The 14,435-nt window shown below is 62.6% G+C and carries 13 protein-coding genes and 1 tRNA gene; 11 read left to right on the top strand and 3 right to left on the bottom strand.

Annotation, left to right across the window (positions count from 1 at the left end):
- Together AC1DX4_RS15755 and AC1DX4_RS15750 are read left to right on the top strand one after the other, a co-directional pair.
- Nucleotides 1–747, top strand: coding sequence for an aspartate/glutamate racemase family protein (locus tag AC1DX4_RS15755; protein ID WP_477221460.1), 747 nt, complete (start codon nt 1–3; stop codon nt 745–747).
- Nucleotides 748–753: 6 nt separating this feature from the next.
- Nucleotides 754–1,590, top strand: a complete 837-nt coding sequence (locus AC1DX4_RS15750) for a GNAT family N-acetyltransferase (RefSeq protein ID WP_477221189.1) — start codon at nt 754–756, stop codon at nt 1,588–1,590.
- A 27-nt stretch (nt 1,591–1,617) separates the two neighbouring features.
- On the opposite strand, the gene AC1DX4_RS15745 is transcribed toward AC1DX4_RS15750, so the two are convergent.
- Nucleotides 1,618–3,939, bottom strand: a complete 2,322-nt coding sequence (locus AC1DX4_RS15745; RefSeq protein ID WP_477221188.1) for an exopolysaccharide transport family protein — start codon at nt 3,937–3,939, stop codon at nt 1,618–1,620.
- Nucleotides 3,940–4,194: 255 nt separating this feature from the next.
- On the opposite strand from AC1DX4_RS15745, the gene AC1DX4_RS15740 reads away from it, so the two are divergent.
- The 5 genes from AC1DX4_RS15740 (at nt 4,195) to AC1DX4_RS15720 (ending at nt 8,911) form a co-directional block, all read left to right on the top strand.
- Nucleotides 4,195–4,758, top strand: a complete 564-nt coding sequence (locus AC1DX4_RS15740; protein WP_027042340.1) for a polysaccharide biosynthesis/export family protein — start codon at nt 4,195–4,197, stop codon at nt 4,756–4,758.
- A gap of 10 nt (nt 4,759–4,768) precedes the next feature.
- Nucleotides 4,769–5,899: a glycosyltransferase family 4 protein gene (locus AC1DX4_RS15735; protein WP_477221187.1), complete on the top strand. Its 1,131-nt coding sequence runs from the start codon at nt 4,769–4,771 to the stop codon at nt 5,897–5,899.
- 89 nt (nt 5,900–5,988) lie between these two features.
- Entirely contained in the window at nt 5,989–7,524 is a 1,536-nt protein-coding gene (locus AC1DX4_RS15730) for an undecaprenyl-phosphate glucose phosphotransferase (protein WP_477221186.1), read from the top strand.
- Nucleotides 7,521–8,780: an O-antigen ligase family protein gene (locus AC1DX4_RS15725; RefSeq protein ID WP_477221185.1), complete on the top strand. Its 1,260-nt coding sequence runs from the start codon at nt 7,521–7,523 to the stop codon at nt 8,778–8,780. The genes AC1DX4_RS15730 and AC1DX4_RS15725 overlap by 4 nt, the downstream gene beginning before the upstream one ends.
- 54 nt (nt 8,781–8,834) lie before the next feature.
- Nucleotides 8,835–8,911: transfer RNA gene (locus AC1DX4_RS15720), tRNA-Pro, on the top strand.
- 760 nt (nt 8,912–9,671) lie between these two features.
- On the opposite strand, the gene AC1DX4_RS15715 is transcribed toward AC1DX4_RS15720, so the two are convergent.
- Nucleotides 9,672–10,133: a YbaK/EbsC family protein gene (locus AC1DX4_RS15715; protein WP_477221184.1), complete on the bottom strand. Its 462-nt coding sequence runs from the start codon at nt 10,131–10,133 to the stop codon at nt 9,672–9,674.
- Nucleotides 10,134–10,317: 184 nt separating this feature from the next.
- Nucleotides 10,318–10,602: a helix-turn-helix domain-containing protein gene (locus AC1DX4_RS15710; protein WP_477221183.1), complete on the bottom strand. Its 285-nt coding sequence runs from the start codon at nt 10,600–10,602 to the stop codon at nt 10,318–10,320.
- A gap of 284 nt (nt 10,603–10,886) precedes the next feature.
- Between AC1DX4_RS15710 and AC1DX4_RS15705 the strand changes: the two genes are divergently transcribed.
- The 4 genes from AC1DX4_RS15705 (at nt 10,887) to AC1DX4_RS15690 (ending at nt 14,365) form a co-directional block, all read left to right on the top strand.
- Complete coding sequence (locus AC1DX4_RS15705; protein WP_477221182.1) at nt 10,887–11,501, top strand: hypothetical protein; 615 nt, start codon at nt 10,887–10,889, stop codon at nt 11,499–11,501.
- 197 nt (nt 11,502–11,698) lie between these two features.
- Nucleotides 11,699–11,896 (top strand): hypothetical protein, encoded by a 198-nt coding sequence (locus AC1DX4_RS15700; RefSeq protein WP_477221181.1) that lies wholly within the window; start codon nt 11,699–11,701, stop codon nt 11,894–11,896.
- 266 nt (nt 11,897–12,162) lie between these two features.
- Nucleotides 12,163–13,140: an ATP-grasp fold amidoligase family protein gene (locus tag AC1DX4_RS15695; RefSeq protein ID WP_477221180.1), complete on the top strand. Its 978-nt coding sequence runs from the start codon at nt 12,163–12,165 to the stop codon at nt 13,138–13,140.
- 163 nt (nt 13,141–13,303) lie between these two features.
- Entirely contained in the window at nt 13,304–14,365 is a 1,062-nt protein-coding gene (locus tag AC1DX4_RS15690; RefSeq protein WP_477221179.1) for an ATP-grasp fold amidoligase family protein, read from the top strand.
- Nucleotides 14,366–14,435 lie beyond the last annotated feature (70 nt).

Genomic DNA, 14,435 nt, shown 5'->3' with positions numbered 1-14,435 from the left:
GTGCAGATCCTGCTGGTGAACCCCAACACGACGGCGAGCATGACCGAGACGATTGCGGCGGCCGCGCGCGGCGTCGCCGGCGTCCAGACCGAAATCGTCGCCGTCACCTCGTCCACGGGACCAGCCTCGATCGAGGGCTATTATGACGAGGCGCTGGCCGTGCCTGGCCTTTTGATGGAGATCGCGGCCGGCGAACGCAGAGGTGCTCAAGCTGCCATCATCGCCTGTTTCGACGACACGGGCCTCGACGCCGCGCGGGCCATGGCAAACATCCCGGTCATCGGCATCTGCGAGGCAGCTCTCAGCATAGCCTCCTTCATCGCCCAGCGCTTCACCGTCGTCACCACCACCGAACGCTCACGCGTGCCGGTGGAGGGGTTGGTGCAACGCTACGGCATGTCGGGACGGGCGCGTGTGCGGGCCGCCGACATTCCGGTGCTGGCACTCGAGGATCCGGCATCAGGGGCGATCGGCAAACTGCGCGACGAGATCGCCCGGGCCGTGGAGGAGGATCGTGCCGAGGCCATCGTGCTTGGCTGCGCCGGCATGGCCGACCTTGCTCACCAGTTGCAGGCGGATTTCGGACTGCCTGTCATCGACGGTGTCGGCGCCGCGATCAAGCAGGCCGAAGCGCTGATTGCGCTCGGCCTGTCGACATCGAAGCGCGGTGCCTATGCCAGCCCGCTGGCCAAGCCGTATCTTGGTATGCTGAAATCATTCTCGCCCGGAGCTGTCGCGGCGGAGTGAAACACCATGCAACCGATCATCCGCACGCTGTCGCTGGCGGAATTGGCCGACCTCATCGACTGGGCGGCAGCCGAGGGCTGGAACCCAGGTCTTGACGATGCAGCGAGGTTCCAAGCGGCGGATCCGGAGGGTTTCATCGGCGCGTTTGTCGGCAACGACATGGTCGCCGCAATCTCGGCGGTGGCCTATGGGCGCGATTTTGGTTTCATCGGCCTCTACATCTGCCGTCCGGACATGCGCGGCAAGGGCTATGGCAAGGCGGTGTGGACCGCCGGCATGAACAGGCTGGGCGGTCGCACAATCGGCCTCGATGGCGTCGAAGAGCAGCAGGCCAACTACCGGAGCAAGGGGTTCAGGCCGGTCTACGAGACCGTCCGTTACAGCGGACGCCCTGCCGCTCTGCCCGTCAGTACCGAGCGGGCTCGCATGGTGACCGCTCAGCCAGGGCCCGACATCACCTGGTATGACGCGCTTTGCTTTCCCGCACCCCGGCACTCTTTCCTGCAGCAATGGCTGCAGGCGCCTCACCATTCCCTGTCAGCGATCACATCGCGGGGAATGGCGGGTTATGCGGTGGGGCGATCCTGCCGCAGCGGCTTCAAGGTCGGCCCGCTCTTCGCCGACGACACGCAGACAGCACTCGACTTGCTCGGGGAGCTGGCGGGCGCGTGCGACGGAGGCGACTTGAATATCGACGTTCCGGCGACCCAGGTGGATTTCATCGCAGCGCTCGAGGCGACGGGCTTCTCACCGACCTTCAGCACCACCCGCATGTACAAAGGTACGCCACCAAAGCTCGATGCCAACAGGGTATTCGGCGTCACGACGCTGGAGCTGGGTTAGGCCGAGCGCCGTTGAACAGCGACTCTTTCAGGCGGCGGAGCGCCGGCCCGGCGTGCCCGGTGGCTCGTGGCCAAGCGGCGTCACCAGCGTCAGATCGGGGTAGCCGCTCTCGATCAGCTTGACCGCTGCCTGGGTCACCTCGTCGTCCGGTTCGAGCATGGACAGGAACACCTCGGTGGCATTGCCGCCCAGGCGGCTGATACCTTGCGCGTCGGCCGGCCCGCATTCGACCACCACCAGGTCATAGGCGGTGGTCAGCGATTGCATGATGATCGGCAGCCGGTCGGCGGCGCGCATGGCGCGGACCGGATCGGCGGTGCCGACGGGAATGACGTGGCAGTCGGAATAGAGATCGGCATGGATCACGTCGCTGAACTGAGCCTGCGAGGCGAGCAGATCGGTGATGCCGGGGAAAAGCCCACTGTCCAGCATCGGCCGCGAGGCGGCGCCCGAGGCGGTCAGGTCGAGCAGCAGGACGCGCAGGCCGGCGTCGGACACCTCGCGCGCCACCAGGATCGCCGATGCGGCCGCCTCGTCGCCTTCGGGCGAAACGAATATGGCGCGCGCGGCCCCGCTGGCGATCAGCTTTTCTGCGGCCTTCTCGATGTCGATCTCGCCGAGCACCGAGCGTGGCCGCTGGACCTCCACGACAGGCTCCGGCTCGGCGACCGATTCTGCCGCTGGGACAGGCTCAGCCTTGGCCACGGGTTCGGCTGCGGCAACAGGCTGCGGCTGCGGCTGCGCCAGCATCTCCGCTTCCATGACCGGTTCAGTGACCGCTTCTGGCCAAGGCGTTTCGGCGGCACGATTGACGAATTCGCTGGCGACAGCCGGCTCCAGGCGTGCATATGGCTCCAGAGGAGCGGCCGGCTCCTGGTGGGCAGTTGGCTCCTGCCGGGCAGTTGCCGGCATCGCCACTTCATCGATGGGCGCAAAACGGGCGCCGGTGGCCGGGCGCATGGCGCGGCCCGAGAACAGTTCCTTGAGCAGCGTGTATATTGCGGCCAGCAGAAGCGAAGCCGCCGCAGCTGCGCCAACGATCGGCCCAACCTTGGGAAAATACGGTTCGGCGGGCACCGAAGCCGGCGAGGAGACCCGGGCGTCGACCGGCACATAGTTGCGGTCCTGACGCGAAGCTGCCTCGCGGTAGTTGGTCAGATAGAGTTCGAGTTGCTGGCGCTTGGCGGCGGCATCGCGCTGCAGCGCGTCGAGACCGACCTGCTCGTTGCCGGCCTGCGCCGATGCTGCCTTCAGTTGATTGACGTCGGAGATGAGCTGGCTTTCACGCGCCTTGGCGGCATCGGCCTGCATCAGCAAGCCCTTCATGATCTTCTGGGCCTCGTTGCGAATTTGTGCATCGAGATCGGCCAGTTGTGATTTCGCGGCGCGAACGCGCGGATGATTGTCGAGCATCGTCGTCGACAGATCTGCGATGTTGGCGCGCAGCTCGGCCTGCCGCTCCCGCAAACGCTGGATCAGGTCGGACGACAGCACTTCCGGCAGTGAGTCGAGCGAGCCGCCATTCTGCAGCGCCTTGCGCACGCTGTCGGCGGTGCCTTCGGCCGCGGCGCGGTTGGCCCGCACCCGTGACAATTCGGTCGAGAGCTCAGCCAGCTGCTGCGTGGCAAGAACCGCATTGTTGCCGCCCATCAGCAGGTCGGACTGGCCGCGGTAGGCCGCGACCTTGGCCTCCGCATCCCGGACCTGCTTCGACAGGTCGGCGATCTCTGGCGCCAGAAAGTCCGCGGCGGCGGTGTTCGATTCGCTTTTGGCGACGCCCTGCCCGGCAATATAGGCGGCGGCAATGGCATCGGGGATGGCGGCGGCGAACTTGGGATCCTCGGAGGAGAACTCGATGGCAATGATGCGGGTCTTTTCGACGCCAAAGACGTTGAGCTTCTCGCGCATCTTCTTCAGGACACGCTCGTCGACAGGAATATCCGTCGGGTCGTTCTTAAGCCCAAGCAGAACCAGCACGCGGCTCAGGTACGACATGTTGACCGCTTCGTCGAACTCAGGCAGTCGCGACAGGTTGAGTTTCTCCGCCACCTGCTTGAGGATTTCGTTGGACGAAATGATCTGGACCTGGGTGGCGACGCCTTGCTCGTCGAGGATTGGCTTGTCGCCGTCATTGTTGCTGCCGGCCGGACGGGTGTAGACGGATTCGCGCGGCGCGATTTCGATCTGCGTCTGGGCCTTATAATGTTTGGTCGCGAACGAGGCGAAGGCAAACGCCAGGCCTGTCACCACCAAGACGAAGAGCACTATGCGCAGCCAGTTCCTCGCCAGGCTGGCGAAGAGCTGCCTGAGGTCGACGTCGACATCTGCGGCCGCGGACTGAACGGACATGCATCCCTACTCCGAAACTGGGTCAGGATGCACCGTAAACAACTATGGTAACTCAGGCGTTAAGATCGCGGTAATACTCCGTTAGGGATTACTGGCGAGCAGCAAGAAAAACGATAAAAATGCCAAAACCCCTGCTGTGCGAGCCGTCTCGACCGGCTCCTTTACCGGCCATTAACCCTAACAGGATGATAACGGACCCGATCCCAGATGTTTGCTGCGACGCCGCAGCGGCCAGTCGAAGGTACGTATCCGATCATGAAAAGCACTGCCTCCCTCTTTCGCGCTCTGCTTGCCGTATCGATGCTCGCCGGCTGCTCCAGCTACCGGCCGACGCCGGCGGCCTTCCACGAGGTCCTCGACCAACCCTACCGTCTCGGTGCCGGCGACCGCATCCGCGTCACCGTGTTCGAGCAGGACGGCCTGACCAACACCTACAGTGTCGATCAGTCCGGCTACCTCTCCTTCCCGCTTGTCGGCGCCATACCGGCGCGTGGACACACCGCGCAGCAGATGGAAAAGGAGATCGCCGACAAATTGCGGCAAGGCTATCTGCGCGACCCCGACGTCTCGGTCGAGATCGATCGCTACCGGCCGATCTTCGTCATGGGCGAAGTGGGTGCCGCCGGCCAGTATTCCTATGTGCCCGGCCTAACCGTGCAGAAGGCCATCGCCATTGCCGGCGGCTTCTCGCCGCGCGCCAACCAGGAAAGCGTCGACATCACCCGCGACATCAATGGCAAGGTGATGACCGGCCGCGTGGTCACCTCGGACCCGCTGCTGCCCGGAGATACCGTCTACGTCCGCGAACGCCTGTTCTGACAGACACCACGTGGCGGACAAGCTCAGGATCGTCCACTGCTTTCGTTCACCCGTCGGAGGAATTTTCCGGCATGTGCGCGACCTGACGGAAGCGCAGGTCGCAGCCGGTCATGTCGTCGGCATCGTCTGCGATTCGACCACTGGCGGCGAATTCGAGGAGCGCCTGTTCGAGCAGATGAAGGACATGCTGGCGCTCGGCATCCATCGCACGCCAATGCAGCGCCATGTCGGCCCGGGCGATCTCGCCTCGGCCCGGCGCACCTACAGGATCATCAAGGAATTGCGGCCGGACGTGTTGCACGGGCACGGCGCCAAGGGTGGCGCCTATGCTCGTCTCTTCGGCTCATTGTTGCGGGTATCAAGGTCTCGCGTAGCCCGCCTTTATTCGCCGCATGGCGGCTCCCTCCACTATGACGAAACAACAGCCACCGGGAAGCTGTTCTTCGCGCTGGAGCGCACCATGGCGCGCTTTACCGATTGCCTGCTGTTCGTCTCGGACTACGAGCGGCGAACCTATCGCCGGAAGGTGGGCGAGCCGCCGATCCCAAACATTCTGGTCTACAACGGACTGCGCGCCGCCGAATTCGAACCGGTGATCATCGCATCCGATGCGGCTGATCTGCTCTACATCGGCATGATGCGGGACCTGAAGGGACCCGACATCTTCATCGATGCCCTGGCCGCCGCCGGTCCCCGGCTCGGCCGGGCGCTGAGCGCGGTGATGGTCGGCGATGGCGACGACCTGCCGCGCTACCATGCACAGGTCGAGCGCCTGGGGCTGCAAGGCCAAGTCCGCTTCCTGCCGCCAATGCCGGCCAGGCAGGCCTTCGCGCTGGCGGCGCTGGTGGTCGTTCCATCCCGCGCCGAAGCCATGCCCTACATCGTGCTGGAGGCACTGGCCTCGGCAAGGCCCATGATCGCCACCGCTGTCGGCGGCATACCCGAGATTTTCGGCTCCGGCTCCCCTGCCCTGATCCGCCCCGACCCGGCCGAACTCGCCGGCAAGATGAGCGAGGCGCTGGCCGATCTCTCAGCCTACAGCAAACTGATGCCCGATGGCGGCAGCCTCAGGGCGCGCTTCGGCGCCGACGTCATGGCCGCTGAAATCGAGAAGGCCTATTTCGCCGCGCTCGACGGGTAACGCCCAAGCCTTTCCAAAGCCACGCGTTGCTTCAAGGGTTTCTTAGCTCTCTTTTGCTATTGACCGAGGGGAAGCTTGCGGAAAGCCCCATGAACGAGATCGACCCAGCGCGCCGCTTTTCACCTGAAGCGGTGCGTAAATTCGACGGCCCAGCTGAGGGCGATGTGCCCGGCAGCATGAACGACGTTGCCCGACAGGTCGCGTCGCAATACCGGCGCGATACGATGTCGCCGATCATGGTCAGCGGCGTCCTGCGCATGGTCGAGTTCGGGATCCTGTTCGTTTCGGGGCTCTGCGTTTATTTCTACTTTGTAGGTTTCTTCAACTATCTCGCCTGGCAATATCCGGTGACGATTGCCGCCACGTCGTTCCTCGCCGTGGTGCTGCTCGATGTCACCGACTGCTATCAGGTCGTTTCGCTGATGCGGCCGATCGCCAATTTCGGCCGCATCCTGTTGGCCTGGGCCGGAGCCTTCGCGCTGATGGCGTTGACGGCGTTCGCCGTGAAGATATCGGAAGACTATTCGCGCCTGCTGCTCGGCACCTGGTTCGTCGTCGGTTTCCTTCTCCTCTTCGGCCTCAGGCTGGTGATGTCGAGACTGATCCGGCGCTGGGCACGCGATGGCCGCATGGAGCGGCGCGCCGTCATCGTCGGCGGTGGCAAGGCGGCGGAAGTCCTGATCCGCTCGGTCGAAAAGCAGCCCTATAACGACATCCGCATCTGCGGCATTTTCGATGACCGCTCAGACAAGCGCTCGCCGCCGATCGTCGCCGGCTATCCCAAGCTCGGCACCATTTCGGAACTGATCGAGTTCGCCCGCATCGCCCGCATCGACATGCTGATCGTGTCGCTGCCGCTGACCGCCGAAACCCGCGTGCTGCAGCTGTTGAAGAAGCTGTGGGTGCTGCCGGTCGATATCCGGCTTTCGGCGCATTCCAACGCGCTGCAGTTTCGCCCGCGCGCCTATTCCTTCATCGGCTCGGTGCCGATGCTCGACATCTTCGACAAGCCGATCAACGACTGGGATTCGGTTGCCAAGCGCGCCTTCGACATCATTTTCTCGCTGATCGGCATCATCGTCTTCTCGCCGGTGATGCTGGCGACCGCGATCGCCATCAAGCTCGACAGCAAGGGACCGGTGCTGTTCAAGCAGAAGCGGCATGGCTTCAACAACGAGATCATCGAGGTCTACAAGTTCCGCTCGATGTACACCGACCGCTCGGATCCGACCGCCAAGCAGACGGTGACCAAGAACGATCCGCGCGTTACCCGCGTTGGCCGCTTCATCCGCAAGACCTCGATCGACGAACTGCCGCAGTTCGTCAATTCGCTGCTGGGCTCGCTGTCGCTGATCGGCCCGCGCCCGCATGCGATCGCCGCGCAGTCGCACAACCTTCTCTACAACGAGGTGGTCGACGGCTATTTCGCCCGCCACAAGGTCAAGCCCGGCGTCACCGGCTGGGCGCAGATCAATGGCTGGCGCGGCGAGATGGATACCAACGAGAAGATCCGCATGCGGACGGAATACGACCTCTACTACATCGAGAACTGGTCGCTGCTGTTCGATCTGCGGATTCTGTTCCTCACACCGATCCGGCTGCTCAACACGGAAAACGCCTATTGAGCGCGATTTCCCATGAGCTGCCACCGGCCGCGGTCAACGCCAAGCTGATCGCGCTGATTTCTTCCGCTGCGGTGGTGGTCGGCATCCTTCTGTCCGGCTTCGTCATCAGCGAGCCGGCGCCTTACGAAATCTACATGGCCGGGCTGATCGCCATCTGGGCTCTGTTCGGCCTGCGGATTTCGCGTGCGGCCATGCCATTGCTGGTGCTGCTGGTGACGATGAACATCGGTGGCATGATCTCGATGACGCAGATGGCGGACCTCGCCTTCACGCCGCTCTATCTCTCCGTATCGCTGTTTCTCGCCTTCAGCGCGGTGTTCTTCGCCTCCGTGACAGCCACGCAGCCAGGCCTCTACCGGCTGATCTTCAATGCCTATGTCGTCTCGGCGGTGGCGACCTCGCTGCTCGGCATAGCGGGCTATTTCCACGCCTTCCCCGGCGCCGAAATGTTCACCAAATACGACCGCGCCGCGGGCGCCTTCCAGGACCCGAACGTCTTCGGACCGTTCCTGGTGCTGCCCGGCATCTATCTGCTCTATCTGATCCTGACCGGTTCGGTCTCGCGCATGCCGCTGCTGGCAGTGCCGCTGCTGATCATCACATTGGGCATCTTCTTCTCCTTCTCGCGCGGCGCCTGGGGCATGTTCGCCGTTTCGGCGGTACTGCTCACCGGCTGCCTGTTCCTGCAAAGCGCCAGCGGCAAGTTCCGGCTGCGCGTGGTGATCATGACCGTCGCCGCCCTGTCACTGCTGACGATCGCCATCATCGTCATCCTGCAATTGCCCGGGGTGTCGGAGATGTTCTCCAACCGCGCGCACCTCGAACAGAGCTACGACACCGCCCGCCTCGGCCGCTTCGCCCGCTATGCGATCGGCTTCCAGATGGCGATGGAGCGTCCGTTCGGCATCGGCCCGCTGGTCTTCGGCAAGATGTTCGGCGAAGACACACACGACATCTGGCTGAAGATGCTGATGGATTATGGCTGGCTCGGCTTCGTGTCGTTCCTGACTCTTGTCGTCTGGACCATCACAGCCGGTTTTCGAATCCTGCTGCGCGACCGGCCGTGGCAGCCCTATCTGCTGTGCGCCTATGTCGCCTTCATCGGCAATATCGGTCTCGGCACCTTCATCGACATCGACCACTGGCGCCACATGTATCTGCTGCTCGGCCTGATCTGGGGCGCCATCGCGCTGGAATACCGCCATCAGCGGCTGTTGCGGCCGGCATTTCCAGGCGTGTCGTCGATCGCGCGATAAACGCCGAATTTCGGTTGACCCGAACAGGGTTATCACGATACATCGCGACCGGTCCGGAGTGTAGCGCAGCCCGGTAGCGCACTTGACTGGGGGTCAAGGGGTCGTCGGTTCGAATCCGGCCACTCCGACCATTCATGAAAACAAGGACTTACCCCCAAAGTCCAGCCCTTCGTTTTCAGGACAATTCCAGGATAACGCCCAGGGCAACTTGTGTTGCTGGGCATTTTCTGTCGACGCGAACCAGAACACTAGGTTTTCCAAGGGCGATCAAAAGTCTTCGGGCCTCTTTGCCACAGTAAGGCAGCGCGCGCTTAGATGCGGGTAGTGCCACTCTCCCGGCTGCCAAAATGTCGTGCCACCGATGGTCTGTCGGCGCTTCGTCCTTGGCCTAACCCGCCACCCATCTCAATGATACCGACCAGTGCACGGACGAACTGCGCCATATCGTTTGCCGTAATGGCTGCCCTGTCGGGGCTTTGCCCAATGTGCTCGGCTGCTTCGCAACATGTCCGTCGGATGAGATCGTAGTGCAAATCTCTCTCATCTTCCGGCAACGCTGCTAGCTTCATGGCTCGGCGATGAATCAGCCGTAGCAATTGTTCGAGCGCTGCTCCGACACTCATGCGTTGCTCCGCATTGGTCGAGCGTTCCCGGCGCTCTGAGGCGCGCGGTGGAACGTCGATGAGAGGCGTTTCCGTCTCTTTGAAAGGAAGGCTGCACCACAGCTGTTAATATATTGTTTCTTGCTAATATAAGGACCTGCCCAGGCCCGGGCGGCTTAAAGTATGCCATTCTGGCCCCAACTGTTTGCATGTTTCGAGCACATAAACGCTAGCGCACGTGATGGCCCGCCGGCCCGTCCTTGCCTGAGTCGCTAGGTGAGTTCAGACCCTACCCCTGGCACACATCGACCCACTCAGCCCCAATCAGCTCAGCCATCCTCTGCGGTGCAATCCGTACCGCCGCGTTGGTGGCGCCCGCCGCCGGCACCACCTCGTCGAATTCGCGCAGCGACACGTCGCAATAGACCGGCAGTGGCGCTGGTAGGCCGAACGGGCAGACACCGCCGACCGGATGGCTTGTGGCCGCGACAACTTCGCCTGCGTCCAGCATGCGCGGCTTGCCGCCGAACTGGTCCTTGAACTTGCGGTTGTCCAGCCTGGCGATGCCGCTGGTGACGACCAGCATGGTGCGCTCGCCGACACGCAGGCAGATGGTCTTGGCGATCTGCGCCGGCAGAACGCCATGCGCTTCCGCCGCCAGCGTCACCGTCGCCGAACTCGCTTGCGTGACGATGACCTCTATATCGGGCGCATGAGCGGCGAAGAAGGCACGAACAGAGTCCAGGCTCATATCAAAAACCCACGATTCGAAGACGACGGACGGCAGACGCGATTGGCGCAAGATTGGGATGCCGCAGGTATAAACACGTGCGATCTGTAGGTCGGCAAGCCCGGCCAGTTTGATAACGCCATCGCATCAACAAGAAACCCGCCAAGCGGGCCTTGGCGGGTTCTCTTGCATGCCTGGTACTGGTCTATGCCAGGGGTCGGCCTTGTGCGGCCGGTATCGGTGCAGCGGACGCAATGAGAGCGTCCTGAGGCATGCGAAGCGCGGACGCAATACGACGCAGCTTCGACGGATCGGCCGCCCGGCCGTTCTCGATATCCTCAATCTCGCCGACCGACAGACCGCAGGTCAGGGAAAGCTCTTCCACGCTGTATCCGCGGGTTTCCCGCATTGCTCTAAGCGTGGTGTAATCGTGCCCGATCTCACTGGCTAACGGTTCGGAGAGGGCATGGCTTTTTGCATTGTTGGGCATTGGCAACTCCGGTGGCTGAAAGCGTTTTGATCAAAAATGGAGTGTTGCCTGAGACGAGCAGGAACATGCCCGCTCGCCGGCGATTTGCCAAGAGCCAAAGGCTGTCACGCTATCGTGAACCTATGGCCCGCGATGCGGTTGCACGCATATCGGCGCCATCAAGTTCTTTTGAACACCCAGGCACCTTTTTGCCCGGAGGTTTCAGCCCACCTGTTCGTTGTTCTGATGCGCTGGCGTGAAAACCATCCGGTTCCAGCCAGCCCGTCCCCAGAAGGATCCCTGTAATGAACTTCAAGACAATCATGGTCGTGCTCGGCACGATCTCCAGCCTTTCCGTTGCCGCCGTGGGCGGGGCCCAGGCGGCGGACGCGCTGCGCGTGCGCGGCACGGTGGTCAGTTTCGAGCCATCGTTGCTCACCGTGAAAACCCGCCAGGGCGACACCTCCGCGATCAAGCTCAATACCGGCTGGAAGGTCTCCGGCGTCGCCAGCGCCTCTGAAAAGGACATAAAACAGGGCGATTTCCTTGGCATCGCATCGGTCTCGAAGGCGGATGGCGGCAGTGGGGCGCTGGAGGTGGTGATTTTCCCAGCCGCCTTGAAAGGCACTGGCGAGGGCGACCGTCCGTGGGACTTGCAGCCGAACAGCCGCATGACCAACGGCACCGTGGCCGACGTCACCGACATAAACGGGCGCGCCGTGACGCTGACCTATGACAACGGGCAGACCAAGAAGATTTCGATCCCCGACAGCACGCCGGTCGTGACCTTCGCCCCGGCCACGCCGACCGATCTCAAGCCAGGCGCAACGGTCTTCGTCAATGCCCAGCGTGAGGCTGACGGGACGCTGAGTTCCAGCCGCGTCGTGGTGGGAAACAATGGCGTGATCCCGCCAATGTAGCCAAAACAGGCGACAAAGGCGCGGCTCTCGGCCTTGTGATGATGGTGGTGTAGGTCCCGGCTCCCTGGAAACACTCCAGAAACAAAATTCTACAATCGGGAAATACTGACGAAAAAATTCGGGAGCGTAATTTCATACGCGGCGGTCGGGCTATCGACCCGAGTCATATCTGCCGGCGAAACAAAAGGAAACGATCCATGAAGAAGTCCCTCCTCTCGGCCCTCGGGCTCGCAGTTGCGGTTGCTTTCACGGTGCCGGCTATCGGCGTGACGAGCGCGGATGCGGCGCCGATGGCGAAGCATCATCATCATCGCCACCACCATCATCATCGCCACCATCACTGGCACCACCACCATCATCATCACCACCACATGAAGACGATGAAGAAGGCCTAAGCATACCGACTGCCAACGAGAAGACCGGCCCTGGCTTCTTGTTCAGGGCTGGTCTTCTCCTGGTCATGCAATGCCAAGCCCGACCTGATCCGGGCCTGTTGAATTGTGCCGGATGATTGCTGGCCAGGATTTTCGGCGCCAATCCCGATACCGCGACGACAGGCGAAATCTTTCACGCGGGGCCAAATCGCGATACGCAAGGGGATGTTGCCGACCGGTACGCTGCACCGGACCAGGCTTTTGCGAACAGGGCCAGGTATCCCCCGATGACGGCCAAGGCCGATATCTCCCGGACAGACCGCATTGTCCTGTCGGTCGCGCGATTGTGGCTCACGCTCCGCCATCCTGCGCTTGTCGTGCGATTCTTCATGAAACTGGGCTATCTACCCAATCCGGCCGCGCCGGTGCGCTACCATGAGCTTTTGCTCTGGCGAAAGATCCTCGATCGCAACCCGCTGTTCGTGACGCTGACCGACAAGCTCGCGGCCAAGGCCTACATTCGTAACGCCTGTCCCGAGATCGACGTGCCTCAGACGCTCTGGTCCGGGCACGACGCTGCCGAGATCCCTGTGGATCTGCTGGCCGGTGCCGTCGTGGTCAAGGCAAACCATGGCTGCGCGATGAACATATTCGTCCGCGACGGCAAACCGGATCGCGCCACCATCGTGCGCAAGGCGAGTCGCTGGCTCAGGAAACGCTACGGCCGCCGCCATGGCGAATGGGCCTATTGGCCTGTCGTGCCGACCGTCTTCGTGGAGGAACGGCTGACACTCAGCGGCGGCACGACTGCCACCGACATCAAGGTTCATGTCTGCTCCGGCGTGATCTCCCATGTCTGGGTGGAGGATAAGCACGCCAAGGGTTCGCTGCTGTTCGACCGGCAAGCCAATCCGTTGCCCGGCCGCGATCCGGACTATCCCCGCGAGGATCAGGCCTTGCCCGTCAATGCGCGGCTCATCGACCATGTTCGCCAGGCAATTTCGATGGCCCCGCGCATCGCCGGCGACCTCGACTATATCCGCGTCGACTTCCTGGTCACCGAGGAAAGTCTCTATGCCGGTGAGATTACCGCCTACACGGCCGCCGGCTACGGGACATGGACGAACCCGGCAATCGCCGCGGAAATCGCGCGGCTCTGGCGGCTCGACCGATCCGCCTTTCTGCGCCAGCGGCACAGCGGAGCGATGGGACTCTATGCCAACGCGCTTCGTCGGAGATGTCAGAGTGGAGTCACAAACCGCTGACAAGAATGGCCGCTGACAAGAATGGCCGCTGACAAGAATGGCCGCTGACAAGAATGGCAATGGCGACCACGCCGGAAAAGGCGAACGGTATCGACAATTCACGCAAATCCCGCGCCGCCGCGCCTGCAAAACCTTTTACGAAAGTGCAAATCGCGATACGGGGATGAATACATCCGATCTGCCCGGATCGGACTCAGCCAACAACGGCCGGGTATTCCTGATGACTGCCAAGGCCAATTTTTCCTGGACAGGACGCATTATTCTGTCTGTCGCAGGGTTGTTGCTGACCCTTCGTCACCCCGTGCTGGCGGTGCGGTTCGTGATGAAACTCGGCTACCTGCCCAATCTGGCCGCGCCCGAAACATACCACGAGATGTTGCTCTGGCGAAAAATCGTCGACCGCAATCCGCTGTTCGTAACACTGACCGACAAGCTCGCCGCCAAGGCTCATATCCGGGACGCCTGTCCCGAGATCGCCGTGCCTCAGACGCTCTGGTCCGGGCGCGACCCTGCCGACATTCCTCTCGACCTGCTGGCCGGCAATGTCATCGTCAAGACAAACCACGGCTGCGCGATGAACATATTCGTTGCCAATGGCGCCCCCAATCACGGCCTCATCGTCGCCAAGACGAGGCACTGGCTGAGAAAACGCTATGGTCGCCGCAATGGCGAATGGGCCTATTGGCCTGTCATTCCCACCGTCTTCGTGGAAGAGCGGCTGGCGCTGTCCGGTGCAACGATCGCAACCGATATCAAAGTGCATGTTTGCGGCGGCGTAATAACGCATGCCTGGGTCGAGGATAAGGAAGCCGGGCGTTCGCTGCTTTTGGATCGGGACGCCAATCCATTGCCCGGGCGCGATCCGGACTATCCCCGCGAGGATCAGGCGGTGCCCGTCAATGCGCGGCTTCTCGGCTATGTCCGTCAGGCGATATCGATCGCCCCTGTCATCGCCGGCAAGCTCGACTATATCCGCATCGACTTCCTGGTCACCGACCATTGTCTCTATGCCGGCGAGATCGTCGTCTATCCCGGCGCCGGCTACGGCACCACGACCAATCCGGCGTTCGCCGGCGAGATCGAGCGGCTCTGGCGGCTCGACCAATCCGCCTTCCTGCGCCGGCCCCACAAAGGGGTTGTGCGCCTCTATGCCGACGCGCTCCGCGCCAGATACCGGAGCGGCATCGCAAATGACCAGGCTGGGGTCGCGCAGCACTCCGGATGAAGCCGCCGGGACCGGCAGCGCGGTTTTTCCGCAACCACGGCATGAACCTTTCCTTCGAGGGCAGCACTAA

The sequence above is a fragment of the Mesorhizobium sp. P3_A8 genome (assembly GCF_056402995.1).
This window is presented reverse-complemented; position numbering and strand designations above follow the sequence as displayed.

What these genes read in the sequence shown, in the direction of transcription:
- AC1DX4_RS15750 (WP_477221189.1), top strand. Translation starts at nt 754, where the DNA reads ATGCAACCGATCATCCGCACGCTGTCGCTGGCGGAATTGGCCGACCTC.
- AC1DX4_RS15745 (WP_477221188.1), bottom strand. Translation starts at nt 3,939, where the DNA reads ATGTCCGTTCAGTCCGCGGCCGCAGATGTCGACGTCGACCTCAGGCAG.
- AC1DX4_RS15740 (WP_027042340.1), top strand. Translation starts at nt 4,195, where the DNA reads ATGAAAAGCACTGCCTCCCTCTTTCGCGCTCTGCTTGCCGTATCGATG.
- AC1DX4_RS15730 (WP_477221186.1), top strand. Translation starts at nt 5,989, where the DNA reads ATGAACGAGATCGACCCAGCGCGCCGCTTTTCACCTGAAGCGGTGCGT.
- AC1DX4_RS15715 (WP_477221184.1), bottom strand. Translation starts at nt 10,133, where the DNA reads ATGAGCCTGGACTCTGTTCGTGCCTTCTTCGCCGCTCATGCGCCCGAT.
- AC1DX4_RS15710 (WP_477221183.1), bottom strand. Translation starts at nt 10,602, where the DNA reads ATGCCCAACAATGCAAAAAGCCATGCCCTCTCCGAACCGTTAGCCAGT.
- AC1DX4_RS15705 (WP_477221182.1), top strand. Translation starts at nt 10,887, where the DNA reads ATGAACTTCAAGACAATCATGGTCGTGCTCGGCACGATCTCCAGCCTT.
- AC1DX4_RS15700 (WP_477221181.1), top strand. Translation starts at nt 11,699, where the DNA reads ATGAAGAAGTCCCTCCTCTCGGCCCTCGGGCTCGCAGTTGCGGTTGCT.
- AC1DX4_RS15695 (WP_477221180.1), top strand. Translation starts at nt 12,163, where the DNA reads ATGACGGCCAAGGCCGATATCTCCCGGACAGACCGCATTGTCCTGTCG.
- AC1DX4_RS15690 (WP_477221179.1), top strand. Translation starts at nt 13,304, where the DNA reads ATGAATACATCCGATCTGCCCGGATCGGACTCAGCCAACAACGGCCGG.